General features: G+C 68.3%; 20 protein-coding genes and 1 pseudogene. 9 read left to right on the top strand and 12 right to left on the bottom strand.

Annotated features, from left to right (window positions below; all coding sequences use genetic code 11):
- Nucleotides 1-265 precede the first annotated feature (265 nt).
- Nucleotides 266-616 carry a hypothetical protein gene (locus FF041_RS21865; protein ID WP_153524356.1) on the top strand — a complete coding sequence of 117 codons (351 nt, stop codon included), beginning with the start codon at nt 266-268 and terminating at the stop codon, nt 614-616.
- Between the two features lie 112 nt (nt 617-728).
- The gene (locus FF041_RS38030) at nt 729-1235 is read left to right on the top strand and encodes a hypothetical protein (protein WP_194292116.1); all 507 of its coding nucleotides are present in this window, start codon (nt 729-731) and stop codon (nt 1233-1235) included.
- 31 nt (nt 1236-1266) lie between these two features.
- Here FF041_RS38030 and FF041_RS21855 read toward each other — a convergent pair.
- Nucleotides 1267-1416 (bottom strand): annotated as a pseudogene (locus tag FF041_RS21855) (transposase); the annotation flags it as partial.
- A 66-nt stretch (nt 1417-1482) separates the two neighbouring features.
- A complete protein-coding gene (locus FF041_RS21850) occupies nt 1483-2940 on the bottom strand; it encodes an NF041680 family putative transposase (RefSeq protein ID WP_153524355.1) in 1458 nt (485 codons plus the stop codon).
- Nucleotides 2941-3127: 187 nt separating this feature from the next.
- Between FF041_RS21850 and FF041_RS21845 the strand changes: the two genes are divergently transcribed.
- Nucleotides 3128-3898, top strand: coding sequence for a transposase (locus tag FF041_RS21845; protein WP_323392367.1), 771 nt, complete (start codon nt 3128-3130; stop codon nt 3896-3898).
- Nucleotides 3899-4700: 802 nt separating this feature from the next.
- On the opposite strand, the gene FF041_RS21840 is transcribed toward FF041_RS21845, so the two are convergent.
- Entirely contained in the window at nt 4701-5498 is a 798-nt protein-coding gene (locus tag FF041_RS21840; protein ID WP_153524354.1) for a DUF3800 domain-containing protein, read from the bottom strand.
- A gap of 1604 nt (nt 5499-7102) precedes the next feature.
- On the opposite strand from FF041_RS21840, the gene FF041_RS21835 reads away from it, so the two are divergent.
- Together FF041_RS21835 and FF041_RS21830 are read left to right on the top strand one after the other, a co-directional pair.
- The gene (locus FF041_RS21835; protein ID WP_323392365.1) at nt 7103-7666 is read left to right on the top strand and encodes a Uma2 family endonuclease; all 564 of its coding nucleotides are present in this window, start codon (nt 7103-7105) and stop codon (nt 7664-7666) included.
- A 601-nt stretch (nt 7667-8267) separates the two neighbouring features.
- Nucleotides 8268-9161, top strand: coding sequence for an SMI1/KNR4 family protein (locus FF041_RS21830; RefSeq protein WP_323392364.1), 894 nt, complete (start codon nt 8268-8270; stop codon nt 9159-9161).
- A gap of 53 nt (nt 9162-9214) precedes the next feature.
- Here the strand turns inward: FF041_RS21830 and FF041_RS21825 are convergent, their stop codons facing one another.
- Complete coding sequence (locus FF041_RS21825; RefSeq protein WP_153524353.1) at nt 9215-11185, bottom strand: hypothetical protein; 1971 nt, start codon at nt 11183-11185, stop codon at nt 9215-9217.
- Between the two features lie 366 nt (nt 11186-11551).
- Complete coding sequence (locus FF041_RS21820) at nt 11552-11695, bottom strand: hypothetical protein (RefSeq protein WP_153524352.1); 144 nt, start codon at nt 11693-11695, stop codon at nt 11552-11554.
- A 179-nt stretch (nt 11696-11874) separates the two neighbouring features.
- Between FF041_RS21820 and FF041_RS21815 the strand changes: the two genes are divergently transcribed.
- Together FF041_RS21815 and FF041_RS21810 are read left to right on the top strand one after the other, a co-directional pair.
- Entirely contained in the window at nt 11875-12345 is a 471-nt protein-coding gene (locus tag FF041_RS21815; RefSeq protein ID WP_153524351.1) for a hypothetical protein, read from the top strand.
- Between the two features lie 89 nt (nt 12346-12434).
- The gene (locus FF041_RS21810) at nt 12435-12959 is read left to right on the top strand and encodes a hypothetical protein (RefSeq protein ID WP_153524350.1); all 525 of its coding nucleotides are present in this window, start codon (nt 12435-12437) and stop codon (nt 12957-12959) included.
- 36 nt (nt 12960-12995) lie between these two features.
- Here the strand turns inward: FF041_RS21810 and FF041_RS21805 are convergent, their stop codons facing one another.
- The gene (locus tag FF041_RS21805; RefSeq protein WP_153524349.1) at nt 12996-13502 is read right to left on the bottom strand and encodes a hypothetical protein; all 507 of its coding nucleotides are present in this window, start codon (nt 13500-13502) and stop codon (nt 12996-12998) included.
- A 144-nt stretch (nt 13503-13646) separates the two neighbouring features.
- Nucleotides 13647-14066: a hypothetical protein gene (locus FF041_RS21800; RefSeq protein WP_153524348.1), complete on the bottom strand. Its 420-nt coding sequence runs from the start codon at nt 14064-14066 to the stop codon at nt 13647-13649.
- Between the two features lie 315 nt (nt 14067-14381).
- Here FF041_RS21800 and FF041_RS21795 point away from each other — a divergent pair, with 315 nt between their 5' ends.
- Nucleotides 14382-14843 (top strand): hypothetical protein, encoded by a 462-nt coding sequence (locus FF041_RS21795; protein WP_228388487.1) that lies wholly within the window; start codon nt 14382-14384, stop codon nt 14841-14843.
- Nucleotides 14844-15132: 289 nt separating this feature from the next.
- Here the strand turns inward: FF041_RS21795 and FF041_RS21790 are convergent, their stop codons facing one another.
- The 3 genes from FF041_RS21790 to FF041_RS21780 all read right to left on the bottom strand — a co-directional run bounded on the left by FF041_RS21790 (nt 15133) and on the right by FF041_RS21780 (nt 18950).
- On the bottom strand, nt 15133-15738 hold the full coding sequence (locus tag FF041_RS21790) for an LSm family protein (protein WP_153524347.1): 606 nt from the start codon (nt 15736-15738) through the stop codon (nt 15133-15135).
- 798 nt (nt 15739-16536) lie between these two features.
- On the bottom strand, nt 16537-17565 hold the full coding sequence (locus FF041_RS21785; RefSeq protein WP_153524346.1) for an aminotransferase class I/II-fold pyridoxal phosphate-dependent enzyme: 1029 nt from the start codon (nt 17563-17565) through the stop codon (nt 16537-16539).
- Nucleotides 17562-18950, bottom strand: coding sequence for a radical SAM protein (locus FF041_RS21780; RefSeq protein WP_153524444.1), 1389 nt, complete (start codon nt 18948-18950; stop codon nt 17562-17564). The genes FF041_RS21785 and FF041_RS21780 overlap by 4 nt, the downstream gene beginning before the upstream one ends.
- 93 nt (nt 18951-19043) lie before the next feature.
- Here FF041_RS21780 and FF041_RS21775 point away from each other — a divergent pair, with 93 nt between their 5' ends.
- The gene (locus FF041_RS21775; RefSeq protein ID WP_153524345.1) at nt 19044-19499 is read left to right on the top strand and encodes a hypothetical protein; all 456 of its coding nucleotides are present in this window, start codon (nt 19044-19046) and stop codon (nt 19497-19499) included.
- Between the two features lie 291 nt (nt 19500-19790).
- On the opposite strand, the gene FF041_RS21770 is transcribed toward FF041_RS21775, so the two are convergent.
- On the bottom strand, nt 19791-20222 hold the full coding sequence (locus tag FF041_RS21770) for a hypothetical protein (protein ID WP_153524344.1): 432 nt from the start codon (nt 20220-20222) through the stop codon (nt 19791-19793).
- A gap of 203 nt (nt 20223-20425) precedes the next feature.
- Nucleotides 20426-20770: a DUF6300 family protein gene (locus tag FF041_RS21765; RefSeq protein ID WP_153524343.1), complete on the bottom strand. Its 345-nt coding sequence runs from the start codon at nt 20768-20770 to the stop codon at nt 20426-20428.
- Nucleotides 20771-20985: the final 215 nt, after the last annotated feature.

Raw genomic sequence — 20985 nt, 5'->3', positions numbered from 1 at the left:
AACGGTGTCCTGTCCGCTTTGAGGTTGCGAGACGTCTGCTGGTGGCCTGTGGCTCGCAGTGTTCATTCGGACGAAGCGGTGCTGGATCGTCCGACTCAAGGTTGCGAAATGCTCGGGCTCTGGTTGGTGGTCCTGAGGCGTCAGTACCTGTTCGAGAATCGTCGGCCGTCTACCTGATCTGGGCTGAAGCGTGTACGACGAAGGAGTTGAGGGACGCCCGTGCCTCGACCGACTTCGTCCGCAGTTCTTCGCGGTCTGTTGCGCGGTGAAGGGCACCGATCATCCCGATGGTCTGCTCTGCCCGTGCATGCAGGTCGTCATCGGGCACGAGCAGGCGGAGCTGGTGAACGGCCTGGAAGGCCTGGCCGCGGATCCGGAAGGCTTCCGTTCTGGCTGCCACGTGCGCCGGACCGTCCTGTTCCTCGTGCTGGCGATGCCACCAGTCGTGTTGGCTCCGTATGAATTCGTTGGTCGCAGCGGTGAAGGCGAGGACGGCGCTGCGGCGTTCGCTCCGGTCTGCCACACGCTTCTGGAACTGGTACCCCAGAAGAGAACCGATGAGCGTTCCCGCCACTGCGATGAAGGTCGTAAGTACCTGATCCACTCCGCTAGTTGACCATGCCTACTCCAGCATCGACAGGGCACGTAGTGGCGAGATGTCGCACAGGCTCTCAACTTGGCATCTAACCCGTAGGGGGTCTTCGCTGCTCGGCTCGCATACTGGTCCGATGAGTCCGATCTCCACACGCCATCGGTTCCGGGACCCACGGAGCACGAAGTACGACTTCCTCACCTCCGTTCTCGTACGCTGCCCCAGCTGCGACAAGGTCGCGCACGTCGTGGCAGGACCGGAGCCGACCGGAGTGCACGATCCGGACCTCTTTGCGCCAAGGCGTCTCGTCTGCCGGAACTGCGGGACGGCGAGGGAGTGGAGCAGTGGATATGTGGCCTTGCACTGGGACCCGCACGAGTCGGCCACAGACCCGTACTTCGGTGCCCGCCTGTGGCTGCAGACCGGGACCCGGCACGGGTGGGTGTGGGCCTACAACCCGGAACACCTGGACCTGATCAAACGATTCGTGCAGGCGTCGCTGCGCGAAGGGATTCCCTGGCACGACCACGGCCGGAAGATGACCGTGGTGGCCCGCCTGCCCGCATGGATGCAGCACGCCAAGAACCGCGACGAGGTGCTCAGGGCCATCGCCCGTATCCACGCCTCTCTGCTCCGGACCTGACCCAGGAACACGGCCGCCCTCCCCATGATCCGAGGTCGAACCACGGAGCACCGGTCCGCACCCGCCACCGGATGCCGTCGATCAGCTTCCGCCGGCCCGTCGCTGGCCTGCCCAGCACCGCGACCGGCAGCAGCGGCTCCAGCGCAGCCCACTGCCCGTCAGAAAGATCCCCTCGTCCCACCCCAAGATCATCACGGCGTGAGACAAGAGAACGAGACCACTTCTAAAACACGGCCTAGCTTGATCTTTAACTTGTGCGGCGGGGTCGTGGGGTCGTCGACTTTGTTTTGAGGGATGTCGTGGTGCCCGTTTTGTTGGGTGTGTGGACGTCATGGCGTGGGGTGGGCCGTGTGTTCTTGCGCCCCGGAGGTCGTCCAGGTCCGGGTCGGGTGGGTTTCGGTGCTCGGGCCGGGCAGGCGGTCTTGGGGCGGATGTGGCGGAAGTCGCGGCGGACGCGGGCGGGTGTGAGGCGGTGGGACGGCGTGGGTTTCTCCCATGGACGGTGCCGGTCGGCTGCCAGTGGCCGGGCCAGTCGCAGTTGGGTGTAGACGGCGAGGATCAGCCAGGTCCAGCGGTCCGCCGCCTCGGGGGTGCGGATCTTCGGGCAGGTCCAGCCGAGGGTCTGCTTGAACAGGCGGAAGGTGTGCTCGATGTCGAAGCGCCGTAGGTATGCCTGCCACAGACGGTCGGTGTCCGCCTCGGTGGCGCCGGTGCCTGACCACCAAAGCCAGACCGGCTTCGGGGTCGCTCCGCTGGGCAGGTGGTCGACGTCCAGGCGGATCACCGTCCCCTCGACGACCGGGAGGGCGCCGTCGGCTGCGGCCCAGGAAGAGCGGTGCGTGAGCTTGGGGTGGAGCCGATCCCAGGACCGGGCGGTGGCGGTGCCGTAGAGGCGCGTATCGGCGACGGTGGCGGTGTCCGGCGTGCACCAGGTCGCAGGCTGCCCGAAGACGAACTCGCCGCCGTGCCGCGGCGGCCGGCCCATGGTGTGGGGCTGCCGCGGCGGTGCGGGCCTGCGTAGTACGCGGTCCGAACGCATCCGGGCCAGGACCTGGAGCGGCAGGTCTCGCAGGAGGTGGGCCAGGCGAGGTGCGTCGTATCCGGCGTCTGCGATGACCAGCACATCCGGGTCGCCGGACTGCCACTGCCCGGTGGCGATCAGCCGCTCGAGGAGTTCGCGCAACTGCCGTGCGGTGACGGTGGCGGCGTCGTCCCCGGGGGCGAGGCGGAGCGCGTCCAGAGGCGCGGTCCACGAGCTGCGGCCGGGCTCCAGCGCGCAGACGATCGAGTACGGCCACCCGGGAACGGGGATGTGCTGGTCCTTGCCCCGGCCATAGGTGTGACACAGGATCCGCTGCGGTGAGGTATGGGCGTCGGGCCGCAGCCAGCACGTGACATCGACGGCCAGGACCAGCCGACCGTCCAAGGCCCCCGGCAGGGACACGGAGGCCAGGGCCCGCCGCATCCGGTCCGCGTCGACTCGGCCCCGGGCGACAGCGGCGTAGAGCCCTCCGTGACCACGGCGGTGTTCGCCCACCAGCGACAGCTCGACCAGTGATCTCACCGGCCCGTCACCGCACAGAACCGTGTCGGCCAGCGCGAACAGCGCATCCGAACGAGCGGTGAGACACGAATAGAACTCGCCTCGGAAACGTGACAGTTCCGCCAGCGGCTCCCGCCGGGCATCACGATGCGCCAGACGCATCCTCACGGCCTTCGCTCTGGACGTGTGTGGTCCTTGGTCGGAGCACATGATCCAGACGAAGGCCGCTTCCGTGTACGGCGGTTACCGAACCGAGTGATCAAGTACGACACACCGTTCGACACCGTACGTTAAAGATCAAGCTAAGGGTTGTCCCGTAAATTCAGGTCACGGGTGAGATGATCTTGTTGTGGCTGGTGTGATTACGGCGTCGGAGCCGTCCTGGATAGGTCCGTTCACCGGGTTGAGTGCGCGGCAGTTCGGCAGGCTGGTGACCACGCTGCGGCGGGAGGGTGCCGATCCGGTGCGCAGGGGCCGGCCGTGGAGTCTTCCGCTGGAGGACCGTGTGCTGCTGGTCGCCGCGTACTGGCGGACGAACCTGACCCTGCGGCAGCTCGCCCCGCTGTTCGGGGTGTCGAAGTCGGCGGCGGACCGCATCGTCGACCATCTCGGCCCGGCGCTTGCGCTCCAGCCGCGTAAGCGGTTCCGTAAGGACACCGTTCTGATCGTGGACGGCACTCTGGTCCCCACCCGGGACCATCAGGTGGCCGAGAAGTCGAAGAACTACCGGTACTCGACGAATCACCAGGTCGTCATCGATGCGGACACCAGGCTCGTCGTCGCCGTCGGCAGGCCCCTGCCCGGCAACCGGAACGACTGCAAGGCGTGGGAGCTCTCCGGAGCGAAGGCCGCCGTCGGCAGAACGACGGTGATCGCGGACGGCGGCTACCGGGGCACCGGCCTGGTCATCCCCCACCGCCGCGAACGCGGCCAGTCCGAACTCCCCGCCTGGAAAGAGGACCACAACACCTCCCACCGCAAGGTCCGCGCCCGCGCCGAGCATGCCTTCGCCCGCATGAAGGCATGGAAGATCCTCCGCGACTGCCGTCTCAAAGGCGACGGCGTCCACCACGCCATGCTCGGCATCGCCCGCCTGCACAACCTCACCCTCGCCGGATAACGAAGAAACAAACAGGTCATCCAGCACGCCGGAGATCAATTACGGGACAACCCTTAGCCCGTTCCTACTCCTGAGAGTGGGTTGAACGCTCGCATGGTGCCCCGCCTGCGCGAGGATGTTCCTTGCACCGTGCGGCAGAGCGGCAGCGAGGCGGCTGATCTCTGGGAGGCCGCGATCGGCGTCGGAGACGGCCATAGGCGGGTATCCGCCAGCCGGTGATCTGCACTCGACCGCAGCACGTGAGGTGCCCGCGTCGGCGCGCTGACGGAACGCGGAGCAGGGGCGGCTTCGTGCGAAGCCCTCTCGGCCGCCGCCAGGCGGAGCCGAATGTCGTAGGAGGCCAGGCGGGAATCGCGGGGGCGGGCCTGGGGCAACGGAAGGGCAGGGTTCAGTCCTGACTCGTGGAGGTAGTGCCGCTGGACTGGACTTCGAGGCCGGTGAGGTCGCGGGTCATCCGCCGTTAGAAGTCGCGAAACAAAGGCCTCCGCTTGAGGAATGCCGTTGTTCTCGCTCTGCCGCGCCTGCGGTGCGGCTCTCTGCCGAAGCATTCGCGGTCACTCTGCAGAAGGGCACGCAGAGTGACCACACAGGTGCAGTGGATGTGTTCTGGGTGGCGCACATGGGTGAATTCCGAGAATGAAGGCCCCCTGGAGGAGTGATCAGCCTCAGTGTTCGGTATTGTCTAAAGGTAAAACAGAGCCCCTTGGAGGGCTGCCGGGATCAGGCCGGAACCAGGTGACTGGATCCTCCACCGTAGAGTGGCAGTGGCCCCCGGAGCCCGCCAGGGGGCTTTGTCATGCCGCTAGATCCTGTTCCATTCCGGCCACCAGGAGCGATCGGTCACGAAGCCGGTGTTCCCGTACACCTTCACGCCCCAGCCGAGGGCGGTCCCGTTGGGACGGTACAGCTGGTGACGGCATTCCAGGAGATTTTTGGCACAGGCGCTGTCGGACGGCTTCCCGCTGAGCGCCACGTTCAGGAGTCCGGCGTGGATGTCTGCGAGCTGGATGCCGTCCCAGTCGGTTCCCCGCCATGCGAGAGGCCACTTGATGTGGTTCCAGGGGACGCTCGCGTGCTGTGCCGTACGCCGTACATGGTCGAGATAGGCGGCCGTGACGGCGTGGTCCATTCCCTTCACGATTCCCAGCCGGGTGACGGCGAGCCGTGATCCTCCCGGCCAGTTGCGGGCGGCGTGCGCGACTCGTTCCAGCAGGAGCCTGGTGCTGTAGTTGTAGAAGCGGGTTCCGTCTCGGACGCCGGCGTCCGTCGCGACCTCGGCCTTCGGTGTGATCACGTGAATGACCTTCGCCGTGCGCATGAGGGCCAGCTTCTGCGCCGCGATGCGCCGCCTGTCGGGCTTCTTCGCCTTGAAGTGGTCCACCCAGTGCAGCGGTTTACCGGTCCCGATGAACGCGCGCAGCCCGCCGGCGGTGAAGCGGACGTCGCTGTCATCTTCCTCAGGCACGAGGAGCGCGGTCATCGCGAAGAAGGGCGAGGACTTCTCGCCGAAGCCCCGGTCGCCGGTCTCGTCCACGTACACGTTCAGCCTCGGACGCATGCTGAGCGCCGAGCGGAGCAGCGGGTCAAGCGCGGTGGTCAATTCCACCACCGCCCAACGGCGCTGCGAGGCAGCGCTCTTCGCCGTCGTGCCTCACTGGAGGCGTGTCTCCTCTGGGTCCGGCCGTCGATGGGGGGACCCGTCGAAGGCTTGCTGCTTCCGTTTCGCCTGTTGCGCCCCCAGCAACGGACGGTGACTCCACGTTACACCTGACGGGTGATGCGCCGGGTCGAGGACGGGTACCGCCAACGGGTGCCGTCGGTCTCCAACTATGACGTTGACCAGGGCTGTTCACGGATACGCTCTGCTCGAGTGAGCGTCAGCCTCCTGGCGGTTCCGTGCGTGCGGACCCCGCTCTCCGTGCCGTAGGCGGGGTGTGTCCGATCGCACCTGCAGGATTCGGCGTGGTTGTCCGGGGGCCCTCAGGATCCGGAGAATTGGACTAGACCTGACCCTTTCGCCGAGACGTGCGGGATTGCTAGTGTGCGGTCGGTTCATCGTCGTCTCCTGGATTAGTCCATGGTGCGGCGTCTGGGCATGCCGCAGTCACCTCCGGGTCTGAACCGGAAGTGAGCGAATGGACATTCAGGGTAGCGCCATCCAAGGATGATCATGTGCCCGTTCAGGTCATATGCCGGTCACAGTCTGACGCTTTGTCTCCTCTTTTGCTCCTGGGCGCTCTTGGGACATTCCGAGAATCCGCTCACACCGCCCAGACCGCACCCGTGCGAGGGCGCGGTCTGGGAAGGCTCTCCTAACCTCCTGGCAGAGCACCCTTTCCGTGCAGCGCGAGCCGGCCAACCCTCCGGCGCTCGAAGAGCTGACGGGCTCGGCTGACGCTCCGCGCAGCAGCGATCGCGCGGAGGGCTGCCGATTCCCGGGGATTCAGATCGCAGATTCCGAATCTTCGCCTTTGACGTATACACAGGAGGCGGAAAATGATCATCGAATGAAGCTACTTCTCGCCAAACGGAAGACACACCGGCTTGTTTGTGAACATGCTACTGAAGGCAGATTCCTCACCGCCATCCCCTCTTCCCCGAAAATGTTCAGCAAACAATTGGCAATGACAGGGCGGAGCAGGGTCCAAGCGCATATGACCGAGATGTCCGGACGGAGGGAGGCGACCGCCCCGCAGGGATGCTCCTGTGGATGCGTTCCAGCAGATGCTCTACACCCAGTCGGGTCCCCGCTGGCGTGGCGGTGTCCGGTCCAGGGTGCGGCGGGTCGCCTTTCCAAGCGGTCGGGGATCAGGCCGCCGGCGTAGTGCTCGTTTGGGGCCTGCCGACGGGGAGGTAGCGGTCGCGCTTCGGGGCGGCCATGAACCGCAGCCCCGGGGCGGAGAGCGGCCTGCCCGGGCGGGGCATGAGCGGCGGTCGTCCTTCGGGCCGGCTGCGGGGCGCAGATCCTTGAAAGCGGTCTCTATATGGTGCGGCTCGGTGGTGGCGGCTCCGGCGTCTGAACGACAGCATGGCGGGTAGGACCACGCAGTGCCGGCAGCTGTCACGTCCCCCGGGGTTCATTATGACTGTCCGGGGTCGTCAGCCGGACGGTTTTGAGGCTGATCGCGGGCTGTATGCCGTTCTGGCGGACATCACGCCGGGCGGCGGGGCAGACTCGGTACCAGAGCGCACCGGAGGTAAGAGGTGAGTGTTGCAACGAATGGTCATTCCGGTCCCTGGACGCTTAGCGACGTCCTGGCCCTGCCTGAAGACCCTCGGAACCGAATCGAGCTGGTCGGGGGTGCGCTGGTGATGAGCCCGAGCCCCGGCGTCCCGCATCAGCGGGCCAGTCATCGGCTCGCTGCCCTCCTCGATGCGGCTGTCGAAGCAGCCAGTGCTCCGGTGGAGGTGCTGGAGGCCGTCAATGTGGTGGTCCCGGACGGACTGCTGATCCCGGACATCGCGGTCATCGACGATGACGCTGCGGCAGACGCCGGCCTGACCGTCGATGCACACGACGTCCTGGTCGTCGTCGAGATCGCCTCGCCTTCGACCCGGGTCACCGACCGGAAGATGAAACCCGCCCTCTACGCCGCGGCGGGTATTCCGTATTACTGGCGGCTGGAACTTGAGCCCGCGCCCCGTCTCTACCTCGGCCGCCTCGAACGCGGCAGCTACACAGACCGAGTCGTCCAGACAGGGGAGACCACCGCGCTCACCGAACCGTTCACCTTCGACATCGATCCCGCCCGCCTCACCCGACGCTGAAACAACACCAGCTCGCGGGACGAGCCCAGTGTCAACCCCGCAGGTGCGGCGGGCTCGTTCGGCGCTGGCATTATGTCTGTACGGTCGGGCTGAGTCATTCCCGATGGTTCGGGTGAGCCAGCGCTGCTGGTCTGCGGATTGTGGGCTGGCGGTGATGTCGGTGAACGATGTGGGAAACCGGCGGCGCGGCAGCCATGTCGGCAGATACGGGGTACTACCGAACCTGGCGTCGTCAGTGTCGGCACAGCATCAGCGCCGGGGAGCTGTCCTGATACATGTAAAGGAAATCAGCATGATCACGTGACAACTCTCCAGGTCAGGAAGTGTCGTCCCCGCTTGCGCGGGGATACTCCCCGTGTCCTCCGCGGGAGCCGCGCCGGCTTCGTGGTCGTCCCCGCTTGCGCGGGGATACTCCGCTGTCGTCCCCGCCCGCGCGGGGGTCGTTCTTGAGCAGGCCCGCGCCGCCGGGACGTGTCAGCAAGGGCAGGTTCCGCGCTGCCGCCCGGTCGCCGCCAGGCCGTGAAGACCGTTGCCGGATCCCCTTCCGGGAGGCTGGGTTCAGTCTGAGAGTCTGGGGGCCGGCGACTGAGGGGAGCGTGCTGTGGATGTGTCGGCGGACGTGCAGGAGCGGTGCAGGGAGCTCGGCAGAGGCGTGGAGTACGCCGTGAAGGTGGTGTGCGGGCAGCTTGAGGATGATCCGGAGTTAGGTGATCCGGTGGAGGCGGGCGGCGAGCCTCTGTACGCGGTGAGGGTCGACGGCGAGATGTTCGAGGACTGCCCGGAGCTGATCGTTCGCTACGCCTACGGCCCGCCCTTGTTGGAGGAGGGGCGGGTGCAGGTCAGGGCCGTCGAGGCGGCGCGGCCGCTCGCGTCCGGCGCTGAGGGGCCAGATCCTGCCGATGCGCCGGACTCGGGGCTGGGGGAGTGGGAGGCGCGTCAGGCGGCTGCGGCGTGGCGGCGGGTCGAGTCGTGGTTGCCCGCGCACGCCCCGGCGTCGTTCGCGACGTTGTGTCCGGGTGCGGGGGAGGAGGACCTTGCCGTGGCGGAGGGGGCGTTCGGCCGGGTCCTTCCGCCGTCGTTGACGGCTCTGTGGCGTCTGTGCGCGGGGGTCCGGGGCGGAGGCCCGGCGGTGTTCCTGCTGGACAACTGGGCGTTGATGGACCTCGACGCCGCGATGGGGGTGTACCGGGCCCGCATGGAGACGGCCGGCGATGGTCTGTGGAAGGCACACTGGATTCCGTTCGCGTCCTACACCTCCGTCGACGCCTCTTCCGGCCTGTATCTCGACGCGGAGAGCGGTGAGGTCTGCTGGTGGGGCGAATTCGGCGAGCGGGTGCCCCGGTTCGCGTCGCTGTCCGTCTATCTGGAGGAGACGGCGGATCGTCTGGAGGCCCCGTCCCTTCTCCCCGGTCTGGAGCCCGGGCTGATTGACGGCGGTCTGGCGTGGGGGTACCGGGGTGACCCTCCCGAGGGCTGGACGCCGCTCGCCGGCTGACATCGGGTGGGGGCTGGCCGTCGCCGGCCCCCACCCGATGTCGGCGGGAGGGGCTATCCGACCTTGCGCCAGGCGCAGGTGGTGTTGGCGTTGGCGCAGTGCTCGAAGCCGGGGTTGCTGACGAAGAAGCCGTCGCTGTCGAGGAGACGCAGGGTGGCGGGGTTGAGGTTCTTGAACGCTTCGGAGTTCTGCTTCGCCGGGACGGCGGCCCGGCCGCACTTCTCCTTCCAGGAGGGGCCGCCCTTCGCGGCGCGGACGTCGGCGAGGAGACCGAAGTTGCTGCTGCCGTCGCCGAGCCTGTCGGCGTAGAGCTGGGCGCATTCGTTGCCGGAGGCGACCTGGTTGGGGCCGCCCGGGAAGCCTCCGCTCTCATGGGTGGAGGCCATGGCGTACTCGTCACAGCTCAGAGCGCCGAGGTCGGCATCGCTGGGGTGCGCGGTCCAGCTTGAGGGGCAGACCTTGCCTCGGCTGTCGTTCGACGTCCACGGGGCGCCGGTGACCGGATGCTTCACCGTGGTGTCCGGGCCCAGGTAGCGGAGGAAGGAGTCCCACTTCAGGGAGCCGGGGTGGCCGGGCATCTTCTCCTGCATCAGCCAGTAGTAGGCGCCGGCGGCCGGGTAGAGGTTGGTGTCGATGGTGTAGACCGGCCTGTAGAACGGCAGGGCGCAGCCGGGGGCGGCGCCTTTGAGGATGTCGTCGCATCGCGGGGCGAGTTCGCGGACAGGCGCCTTGCCGCTCGTGCCGAAGTCGGCGGTGGCCGTCGCGGCGCTGCTTGCGTCCACGGTGGCGGTGATGGACCAGCCGAGGTCGATCGTCTCCTTGCCCGTTCCGGACCAGGTCGTCTGGACGGTGCCCCAGCTGGACTCGTACGGCCGGCCGTCGTTGGCGTAGGCCCAGTGGGCGTCGGACGGCTTGTTCAGGCTGTCCACCCACTTGGTCTGCGAGGTGACGCAGGAGCTGCAGGCCATTCCCACGTTCCACTTGAGGGTGACGCCCTGAAGCGCCGCGTCGATGTGGCGCGGGGTCAGGATGAGCTGCTGGTCGAACTCGGCGAAGTTGCTCCCGCTGGAGCCTTTGTTCGGGTAGGTCTTGATCGACTGCTCGATGTCGAAGGTGGCGGTGCCGAGCGCGGGGCTCGTCGGGTCCGTGTCGAGGAAGATCAGTGTGGCTTGGCCGACGCTCTTCAGACAGGCTTCGGAGCGGGTGATGTAGTCCTTGCCGTGCGGCTTGGTCACGCACCAGTCGACCAGTTCGACGGCGGGCGCGGAGGAGGGCGGGGTCCTCTTGGCCTGCTTGGACGGTGGGCTGACCTCGATGCACAGCGTGCGGCCCTGGGCGTCGGCCGGGGAGCATGTGCGTTTCGGTTTCGCCTTGCGGGCTGCGGTCACGGGGCCCGGGTCGCTTCGCGTGACCTCTCGTACGCTCTGGGCCATCGGGTCGATGGTGGACGAGGCCTGCGGGGCCGGGAAGGTCGCATAGGGGTTGATCTTGAAGTTCGCCCACGGAGACCAGGACGTCTCATAGAGGCTGCCGTCGAAGGCCGACGTGCGGAAGGTGTAGAGGACGCCCGGCTTCAGCTTCCCGTAGTCGACGGTGACCTGGGCGGTCTGGCCGGAGGCCACGAACGGCGAGACCAGAACACCGTGGGGGTTGGCGTCGGTCAGCTTGACCTGCGTCTTCGGCTTGCCGCTGGCGTCGGTGGTCCAGGCCTCGAAACTCAGGTTGCTCCTGTCGCCGTCGGCGTCGGTGACCGTGTTGCGCAGCACCGTCTCCGGGGCGATGACCTGCCAGGTGCTGCCGCTCTTGGAGAACTGGGGCCCGGCCGAGGGGTTCTTGCCCGAGACCGGTCGTGCTCCGGCGGCCGCGCTCTCTGGTCCGGCGGCCGGCCGTGTGGACGGCGCTGCCTTAGTGGAGGCGTTGGGGGTGAAATCGGCGGCGCCGGCCGTGCCCGCTCCCGCGAGTAACGCGATGGCTGCCCCTGCGGCGAGGCAGCGCAATGCCAGGATGGAGTGTCTGCGGATCAAGCTTACATCCTCCTAGATCGCTCTAATGTTCGATGCAAGCCCATCAGGAACGCGACTCCGATCGTATGACCGAGATCATGGTTTGCAAGGCCGTAGGCGATCAACAAGACCACCATGCAAGGGAGTTACACGAGAGCCAACTGCCCCGGCGCACAGCCGACCGCACCCAGTCGGAACCCCCACCGGCACAAACGCTTGACGGAACCCCCACTCGACGGCTACAAATCGCTCGCCTATCACCGACGATCTCACCGCCGCTCCACTGAACCGGCCACATGCTCCCGAGGACAGCTGGAGCACTTGTCGACCCGTGCCCGCAGGCCGACGTCGAGCCGGAGCTGCGGGACCTGCGCGCCACCGCCGCTATTACCCCGCCCGGCTTTGGGCCTGCGCCTGAGCCCACAGATCGCGCGCGCTTCTCGACAGGGCATTGTGTTCCTGGATACAGCGCGCCAGTTCGGTCAACTGCTCAGTCCGCTCCATGCCCGGATAACGGTCGAGCTCGGTCACGGTATGCGCCCGTCCGGGGCTCACGGCATGCCGGGGCGGCCGAGGTTCGTCAGCAACGGGCCTCAGTGGACTCGCACGATCGGGCGAAAACGCGCAGGCGCACGGGGCCGCTGCACCTCGCCGTCCCGGAGCGCCGCCATGCTGAGCGCCACTACCCGACCGCAGTGGAAGGCTCCCTGGTGAGCAGCAAGAACCGACGCAAGAAGCCGCCCCAGGTCCGTCACCCCGCTCGCGCCCGGCGTGCCAGCACGCGAAAGCCGGCCTCCACCCAGGACCGGTCCGCGGCCACCGGACCGCTCTCCCAATTTCCGCAGCCGCTCTTCGCCCGCGAGACGCCGCAGGTCTGCGAAGGGCGCCTCTACCTGGCGACCAGCACGCTGCGGCTGAGCGGTGAGGTCATCGACTTCGACTTCGCCGCGGCCCTGCACGCCCTGGCCGAGGGGAAACTGACGGGCGAGGCCGCCGACGTCGCCGGCGAAGCCGTGACGGCGTTCCTCGAAGAAGCAGCCCTTCCGCTGCCCGGACTGGACGGCAGCTCGCTGCCCGCCCTGCTCGACTCCACCCGCCGGCTCATCGCCGACGGTTTCCTCGGAACGGACATCAACGGCGGCTACCTCACCGTGCCCTCCCTCTCCAGCCTTTCCCGCTGACGGTGAGCCGAGCTGTTCCGTCGGCCGTACGCGAGAAAGCCCGCAACCGCACCTGTCCGGACTGCCAGGCCGCGCCGGGGGAGAAGTGCGTGCCGGACCGGGCCGGACATTCTCAACTGCACCGGGGCCGGATCCAGGACGCCCAGCGCGCCATGGCACCCTTGCCGCCGTACCGGATCCTGCCCCCGGGCACGGACCAGGATCGAAAGTTCATGCCACTGGATGCCGACTGCGATGACACCCTGGTGGTGTCGCTGCACAGGGACGTGCTCCGGGAGCTGTGCGGCTCCCCCTACGAGGCCACGGCTCTGCTGTGGCTGGCCCTGCAACAGGAGGGGCTGCGCCGGCCCGGGGGGCCGCCGGAGATCAGGAACTTCCAGCTGGGCTTCCTGCTCGCGCCGGTGTTCTTCCTGACGCCCGGCGAGCTCGTCGAGGCGGTGGACCGGCTCGACGCCCGCGGCTTCGTCGAGAGGGTCGGCGCCAGGGGCGTCTGGATCAACCCTGTGGCGGTCCGCATCCTCGAGCGCGGGGACGTGCCCGCTCGCCTGCTGATGCAGTGGAACGCGGACAGAGCCGGCTGGGCGGGTTCCGTGATGCCCGTCTTTCCTTCGTGACGTAGCGGCACACACGGGAACCGGGGCGGGGTGTCGTCAGGGCCCGTACAGACCGCCAGCCGCGGCCAGGAGCGTGCCGTCGGCCGCGCACGGCACGAGCTCGCGCGGCACACAGTCGGGGATCGCCGACCCGTAGTGCCCGGAACAGCGCTGCGCCTTCCACCGGTCGGCGCCCTCGTAGGACCGGCCGTGGTACACGACGGTCAGCTGCTCACCGATCAGCACGACGACGCTGGCCAGCGTCACGCCCCACTCCAGGGGATCCGAGCAGCGCCTTCCACGATGGTTGCGGGCCACGCACTCCAGCAGGTGCGGATCGTGCTCGTGGGCGCCCCAGAGGTGGTTGTCCAGCAGGACGTAGCGCTGGCCTGGGGAGGCGGGCCGCAGGATTCCGGGGTGTCGCCGGGAGGGTGTGGTCACACGGTGATCAACGCCCGCCCGCACCATCCGTACCGCGTGCGCGGCGAACTCCACCACACGGGCGCTCGGGGCCTCTACGCTGACGCGATGGAGCTGAGCATCCACGAGCGGGGCCTGCTGCACGCAGTCTCCCAGTCGCCTGCCCCGGCCGCGATGTCCGGGTTCTTCCCTGCCCTCAGCCGGGCCGTTCCGCCCGAGGTACATGCGCCGGAGGACGCCTCGGTCCGTCTGGCATGGGCCGACGAGCAGTTCGCGCTCTACCGGGCGTCAGCCAATGTTGCGGGTGCGGTAGAGGCGCCGCATGCCGATGCGGAATGCCTTGTTGACCTCGTCGAGTTGCTTGCGGGGTTCGTTGACGAGGGCGGTCATCCGCTGGGCCGCGGCGGTGTCGGTGTACTTCAGCGCGAGGGCTTCTGGGCCGTGGTCGCGGAGGGCGGCGGCGACCAGGCGGGCACGTTCCCGGTTGTTCGTGCAGGCGGCGATGGCTTTCCCGGACCGTTCTCCGTCGCCCTTGGGGTCGTCCGGGGTGGACGAGGAGGGATTCGACGGCTGCCCAGCCGCCGGCCACGGCGGGGGCGAGGGCTCCCCGGTTGCTGACGGCGGCGAGTTCGAGGGCGTCGTCGACGCGTCCGCGGACGTCGACTTTGTAGAGGTGACCCTCGTAGACGAGGGAGAGGACGTCGACACCGCGTGCCGGGGGTTCGAGCGGGACGGGGGTCTCGTGTCCGGCGACCCAGATCTGCGGCAGTGGTACGACGCCGCGGCGCCGGTTGCGCAGGAACTCCGACCGGGCGGTCATCCGGTCCAGGAGCTGGCGGGCCTGGTCGGCCGGTCCGAGCACGCGGCCGCGCCTACTACACCGAACACCTGGATCAGTACAGGGATCTGTACCCGGGCGTCGAGGCACCCGACCTGCGGCCGGACGCCTGACCAGGGCAGCCGACGGCGCTAGGCACTTGATCACGGAGAACCGGGCCGTCCGTTACCGGTAGGTTCGCCGCCATGGTGTCGCACGCGAAGAACGAACGGTGTGTGGCGCTGGCGAAGGCGCTGGTGCCGCTTCTGGAACGCAGTGGGCCCGAAGGCGCCGGCGGGTACGGCGGGACGCTCCAGGTACACGTGCCGAGCGAGACGGCCGAGCAGCTGGGTGGTCTGGACTTGATCCGGGCCGCGCTGCGCAAGGCGGCGCGTGAGCTGGGCTGGAAGTTCGGCACGTACGGGTTCGGCGGCAGCCAGGAGCGAGCGGTGGCGCTCATCGGCATCCACGACAGGCGTGAGATTCCGGAGCCGTACGCACAGGTTGTGGAGGAACACCGACAGCGGCAGATGCGGGCCGCAGTCGAGCGCGTGTCCGCGAGGTACTCGGCTCTGGACGTTCGCCGCAGGCAGGTCCGACGTTGCGCGGGACGCCGGTGGTGCAGACGAAGGAGTTCCTGGCGGTCGTCGCCGACCACGGCCTGCTGACGTAGAGCGTCGAGCACGGTGGTTCTCGCGCTGCGGGCCCGGCGAGGGTGGTGATCGCCGTGGCTCGTGCCCGGCGTGGCGCCCAGCGCGTGGCGTCATGCGGGGAGCGGATGAGCGGCATGCCGACCGGCCCGGATGAAAGGCGAGGACGGTGTGACGCCCGCGTCTTCCGTCCCGGCTGTGACTGCGCCAGGCGCTCGCCTTTCCAGGGGGACTCGCCAGTTCAGAGCCACGTACTCCTGCGGGGGTCCGGGTGCTGACGGTCGAACCGGCCTGGCTGGCGGCAGGGTCAAATGGCGGTGACTTCGTCCCTGGGCAGTTCCTGCCGGTGACCGTCGTCCAGGTCCACCACCACGGTCTCGTCGTCGGCGTCGATGATCACACCGATGTGCGCCCATCCCTCGGGCAGGGCGTCCTCGCGGACCAGCTTGTTGACGGTGGACGGGTCCATGTTGAGGAGCCGGGCGGCCTCCGACTGGGTTCCGGCGTAGATGGCCACCTCGCGGACGGCTGCGGCGCGCACCGCGGCGAGACCGTGCACCGGGTCCATGGCCCTCTCCCACGCCTCGGTGGCCGCGGCGGCCTTGCGGATGCGGCCGGGGAGGATGCCGTCGCCGGTGATGATGGCGGCCATCTCGTCGGCGACGGAGGGGATGAGGGCGCCGCTGTCGTCGAGAGCGTCCGGGAACCATTCGCCGTCGGTGAGGGTGGTGCGGTCCAGAAGGATCTGGACGTCGGCGCCGTCGGTGGTGGTGGTGGTGTGGGTGTAGGCGTCGGAGCGGCCGGGGACGTCGTCGGCGTTGAGGTAGACGTACCGCCCGGCCGTGGTGAGGGCGAGGATGTCGGCGTAGCTGATGTCGAAGTTGATGATGTCGGTGCCGGTGAGTGCCCGCATGGCGTGCTCCTGGGTGGTGTTGGGGGTGTCGGCCGCCCCGAAACAGTCACTGTGGCACCCCTACCATGCCCTATCTGTGGTAGGGGTGCCACAGGTTCTATCCCACTGCTGCCGTGCGTGGTCGCAGGCGCTCCGCGGGGCGCCGGAGTCCCCGGTCCCCGGGGTGTCCGGCGGCGGTCGATGCACCCGGATAGCCGAGGTCGCCGGACACCTCGCGCACCTGACACCGGACCAGCTCGCATGCGCCCGCCGCTCCCTCCTCATGCAGTACGACGTCGTCTCCGGCATCTTGCAGAGCACCGGCCTTAGGTCACCGCGCAGGGGCTGCTCCGGGAAGTCGACGCCCTCTCCCGCTTCGCCCCGGCGGAGCAGGAGTTCGCCGTCACCACGCGCGACAGCGAGATGGACACCCGTGTCCGCGCCGCCGACGAAAGCCAGGTCCAGGCACTACTGCGCAACCAGGAACCGGAGGAGGCGTTGGAAGCCAGAGTCCGGGCTGCGCTTGCCTACAAGCGGCGTGGGAAACCCCGGCCCCGTCGCACTGGCTGTCCGCAGCCTCCTGACGGTCACACCGGACAGTCGGCAGGCGAACAGCAAGGCGAGTCGGGCAGAGAGGGGCGTCAGCAGGGGGGGACAGGCGGCAGATTCAGACGGCGGTCTTGGGGAACGCGGACTCGGAGGAGGCGATCGAGCTGGACGCCTTCCGACACCATCGCCAGGACGACACCTTCTGCACAGCTCCAGCCTCACCGGAACGCCATGACGGCCGACGGGCCCGTCCGCGCCGATTCAGTGGTGTCATCGTGCCACCGCCGGTGTCGGGCCGAAAGCGTCTGCAAGGCTGGTCAGGATGGAGCCGGACCAGTTGCTCTCCCCGAACACGCTGACCGGCATGGCGAGCACGGCGTGCTCGTGCTGGAGCGTCTCGGCTGGGATTTCGACCGGGAAGAAGTAGTTGCCGGGACACGTCCGGCTCGCCGTGGGAATCGCCCCGAGCACGTCGTCCGGCAACCGTTCGAACAGCCGCTCAGCCCGTGCGGCCAGGGCGGCGGCGGCCTGCCGGGGCACGTCGGTGTGCTCGGTCAGCAGACGGTCGGCGAGCGTCAGCTGTGCCGACGTCGGCGGATCCGCCCGGAACGCTTCAGCTAATTCGGTTTGCGCCGGGCCCAGCAGGACCACGCCGAACGTTCTTGGCCACAGCCACCCCTTGGTGACCGAATGCAGCAGGACTGCACGACCGGTGTCCAGCAATCGCCGTGTTCCGGGAGCGAACGGGGCTCCCAGATCGTAGACGCTGTCGATCAGCAGGCGGCGGTGTGGTGATTCCCGCAGCCACGAAATCACCGCGGCGCACTCGGCATCGGACCAGTACCGGCCGAGTGGTCTGCTGGGGTTGGCGAGCAGGAGGTAGTCGGGCCGGTGGTCCGCCGGCGACCTCGGCAGGGCCGGTGCCGGTAGCGTCGGGTAGGACGCGGGCGCCAGGCCCGCGGCGCGGGCCAGCTCGAAGTACACCGGGTACACGTCGCTGGGCAGCCACAGCCGCGCCCCCTCGGCGCGCAGCCAGTGGAACACCAGGCTGAGCCCGTGCCGGACCCCCCGGCAGACCATGGCCCGGCTGGACCACTCTTCCGGCAGCATGTAGTGCCGCAGCCAGGCACGGGCGAGATCGCACCGGTGCACCGTACGCATGTCGGAACTCATGTCGGACGGCGGTTCCGGCCGCATGGGAGCGAGCGCCCGGTACACGTTGGTCTCGGCGGCGTCCAGAAGCGACGGGGAAGCACTGAGTTGGCGCTGCCGGAATTCCTGGAACTCCTCGAACCTCATACGGCTGCACCTTCCCGCACGATCTCGCTGGCCCGGTCTTCCAGGGAGGCGTAGCAGCGTCCGTCGGCCAGGACGTTCCAGCTCCGTGCGATCCCGTTGGTGCGTTCCCAGAGCAGGCTGGGCTCGGTGTACGCGGCGATCCGCATCGGCCGTCCGTCCCAGCTGCCGTGGTAGACCGGCGCGCCCCAGGGCAGACGGCTCGCCAGGTCGAAGCCGCGCTGCTCGACGAGCTCGGTGACGATGGACAGCGGAACCTGGCGCTCTCGGCTCCAGACGTTGGCGGCGCGGTCGAAATAGAGCGACTCCGTGCTGGTAGACACATAGAGTTCCTTGAAGCAGACCTCCTCAACACCGCAATCCGCGGCCCAGGAAAGGTAGTCGGCGACATCGGCCGCGGTGGCGACGCCGCCGCGCTGGAGCACGCAGATCAGCCTCATCCGCAGCCCCGGCCAGCGGTCACGGTCCTCGCGCCAGGTGTCGATCACAGAGCTCACGGGTGTGCGCAGCATCATCAGCCGCTCGCTGGCGTCGTCGTCATGATGATGCCGGGAGACCGCCAGCACGCTCAGGCCTGCCTCGCTCAGGGCCGCGAGGTGGCCGGCCCGGTCAGCGTGCCCCTGTTTCGCCAGCCTGTGTCCGTTGGTGATCAGGACCACCTTCGGAAAGATCGCCGAGCAGGCGGACACCAGGCGCAGCTGCTGGTCGGCCGGTATGAGGGTGGGCTCTCCGCCGCCGGTGATCACTGCGCGCTCGGCGCCCGCCGCACGGGCGCGCTCCAGCCAGTAGTCGATCGCGTCCCACGGGACCGGTGCCGGCGCCTGGTCGGCGGAGATCGACGCTGAGGAGAAGCAGAAAGCGCACCGGGCCTGGCAGGCGACGGCGACCGGCAGAACTGAAACGGTCCGCGGTCGCGTGTCGGCGTAGGGACGCTGCGCCGATCCGTGCAGGGAGAGGGAGGCCGCCATCGCGTCCTCGACGGTTGTCGGGCGCAGAGCGAACTCGTCGCCTACCTGGTCGAGCTCGTGGACTGCTGACAACCGGATGCGAGCCTCGTGCAGTTCCATGCCGAGGCCGGTCGACACGTTGGGCACCAGCTTGTCGGGGTCCACCATGGTCTCCAGCACCAGCAGCCGGTCGCCCGGAATGGCCAGACGGTCCAGCAGCCGCCCCGCCTTGCCGATGCCGATTCCCAACTCCGCACGGGTCAGCAGGTGGAACCGGTCGGGGAAGGTACTCTCCGGAATCCCCGCCTTACCGTAAGCGAACGCGTACTTGTCGAAACCCCTCGCGAAGTTCGACAGCACGATGACGTGGAAGCGCTGGTCGCTTACGGCCACTGCTACGGCCCCGGCCCCGGCCAGACGAACAGCTGACCTCCGGGCCATTTCCTGATCCATACTGACGCTCCATCTCCGGACACCCGCCGATCGGACGCTCCCGGCCCCATAATGGACGCCCTCTGCACGCGGATCCGGCGTATGCCGGTCCTGCATACGGATAACGGAGACGACATCCTCCCGCCCTCCACCCTCACCGGAATCCTGCGCACCCTCCACACCGGAACCCACATCCACCCCAGCCGCAGCATCAGCAGCGTCATGGGCATGACCCTCGTGCATGTGGAACTCACGAGCCTCGAACCGGCCGATCCCACACCGGAAGACACAGCCCTCACCTTCCTGCACGCCCGGGCCTTCCGCGAAGAACAGCCCGAACCACGCCTGCTCGGCTTCCTCCTCAACGGCAAGAACCGGCTGCGCCTGTACTTCGACACCGAGGAAGCTGACGGAGCAGTCGCCGCCGACGTACGGACCTCCGGCGCGCTCACCGCCCTCATCGCGGCCCTGCCGTCCCTGATCGCCAAGGAGGAGCGCATGACGGTCGACGACACCGACCCGCACTGCGCCCGGGTCATGGACCTCACCGGCTGGTGAGCCCACCCGGTGAGGCCGGCCCGTGGAGGCGGGACATCCGCCGGCCGTGCGGGTGTCCACGGGCTCCCGGCCGAAGACCACACACCGGGCTACGACTCACGTCTCTGTGCCGGGAGCGGCGGCCGTAGACCAAACCCACCCACAGGCGGCCTTGCACTTCCCGGGTTCGGCGCTTATCTCGGGTGCATTTTGAGCGTCAGGTGTATGTCTGGCAAGTACCGCCAGGAGCCCGTGCCTTACAGATATCAGCGGTGTTCAGGCAAGTACGGCATGTTCGTGGCGCAGGACCCGTCACAGCACCTGACCGCGCACCCCGCGCCGGAACCGATCAACAGCAGCCGCCCAGACATCCGGCTCCTGGCCCTTCGCCTTGCTGAGCAGTTCCCCGGTCTCGCCTTCCTCCTGCTCTCCGTGCTCTGCGAGCGCCTGGGCGACCATCTCGTGTTCCGCCGCACGATCAGCTGCGGGCAAGCCCAGGAGCAGCGCGGCGGCCTGGCGGAGCAGAATCCCGGCGTCGTCGACCAGCGCCAGGGCTCGGCCGATCTCCCTCCAAGTCACCCCGGATCCAAGCGCGGGTGCCGTGGCATGCAGGCTCTCCACGTGCAGGGAGAGCACCAGCTCTTCCACCATGGCCAGCGCCTCCTTCGGATCCGCCACCAGCCGCCGCCGGAACTCCTCCCTCAGCACGCTCTCCGCCAGTGTCCGGGCATCACCTGTACTCATGCTCTGCACAACGAGCGTGAGGGCGATATGCACCGAACGGGAGTCCAGGAAGTGGTTCGGTCGCACCACTTCCTGGACGAGCTCTGGAAACGTTTCGACCGAGACGCTTGAGACGTCGCACTTGCCTTACTTCCCTAACAGCAGATCATGCCGCCTGACCTGCGTGAAGTGCCTTGTTCCCCTAGATAACGCACGCGTCCGGGTCAGCCGTGGCCGCGGGGGCGGGGGCCGGTGTGGGACGGGGCAGTCACCGCTCCCGCGGCACCGGCACCGGGGACCCAGTGGAATCCGTGAGCCGCCATCGCCTCCCGCTGCCATGCCCACATCAGCCGTGTGGCTTCCTCCACCCGGGATGCGTCCCGCCCGCCGCCGGCGTCGAGGAAGGCGATCAGTCGTCCGCCGGCGGGCGCGTCCGTGTCGCAGACCGGGCACAGCTCCAGCCTCACCGGAACACCGTCGACGGGCCCGTCGGCACCGATGATGATCTCGCCTCCGCAGCGCGAGCACGGCGGCAGCTCGTTCTCCCGGGCGATCCTGTAGCTGTCCAACACCCCTCCACTGAACGAACATGATCGCGGTGGCGGCCCCCCTCGGTGTGCCGGGCCAGTACCCGTGCAGGCGTCGGCCCTCCCGTGGGGAGGCCGGGAGGGACAGCGCGGCCCGTGCGGCAGCACACGGGCGAGGGGCCTCCGTCTGAGGGCTGGAGGATCACCGCGGTCTCAGCATGGCACTCGTTTCAGCCATGCAACAAGGGTGTGACCTG

Origin of the sequence: Streptomyces jumonjinensis (assembly GCF_009600885.1) — a bacterium.
GTDB classification, from domain to species: Bacteria; Actinomycetota; Actinomycetes; order Streptomycetales; family Streptomycetaceae; genus Streptomyces; species Streptomyces jumonjinensis.
This window is presented reverse-complemented; position numbering and strand designations above follow the sequence as displayed.

Coding starts and splice junctions, on each gene's coding strand:
- FF041_RS21780 (WP_153524444.1), bottom strand. CDS start 18,950: ATGGCCCGGAGGTCAGCTGTTCGTCTGGCCGGGGCCGGGGCCGTAGCA.
- FF041_RS21770 (WP_153524344.1), bottom strand. CDS start 20,222: ATGAGTACAGGTGATGCCCGGACACTGGCGGAGAGCGTGCTGAGGGAG.
- FF041_RS21795 (WP_228388487.1), top strand. CDS start 14,382: ATGGTGTCGCACGCGAAGAACGAACGGTGTGTGGCGCTGGCGAAGGCG.
- FF041_RS21775 (WP_153524345.1), top strand. CDS start 19,044: ATGCCGGTCCTGCATACGGATAACGGAGACGACATCCTCCCGCCCTCC.
- FF041_RS38030 (WP_194292116.1), top strand. CDS start 729: ATGAGTCCGATCTCCACACGCCATCGGTTCCGGGACCCACGGAGCACG.
- FF041_RS21850 (WP_153524355.1), bottom strand. CDS start 2,940: ATGCGTCTGGCGCATCGTGATGCCCGGCGGGAGCCGCTGGCGGAACTG.
- FF041_RS21790 (WP_153524347.1), bottom strand. CDS start 15,738: ATGCGGGCACTCACCGGCACCGACATCATCAACTTCGACATCAGCTAC.
- FF041_RS21785 (WP_153524346.1), bottom strand. CDS start 17,565: ATGAGGTTCGAGGAGTTCCAGGAATTCCGGCAGCGCCAACTCAGTGCT.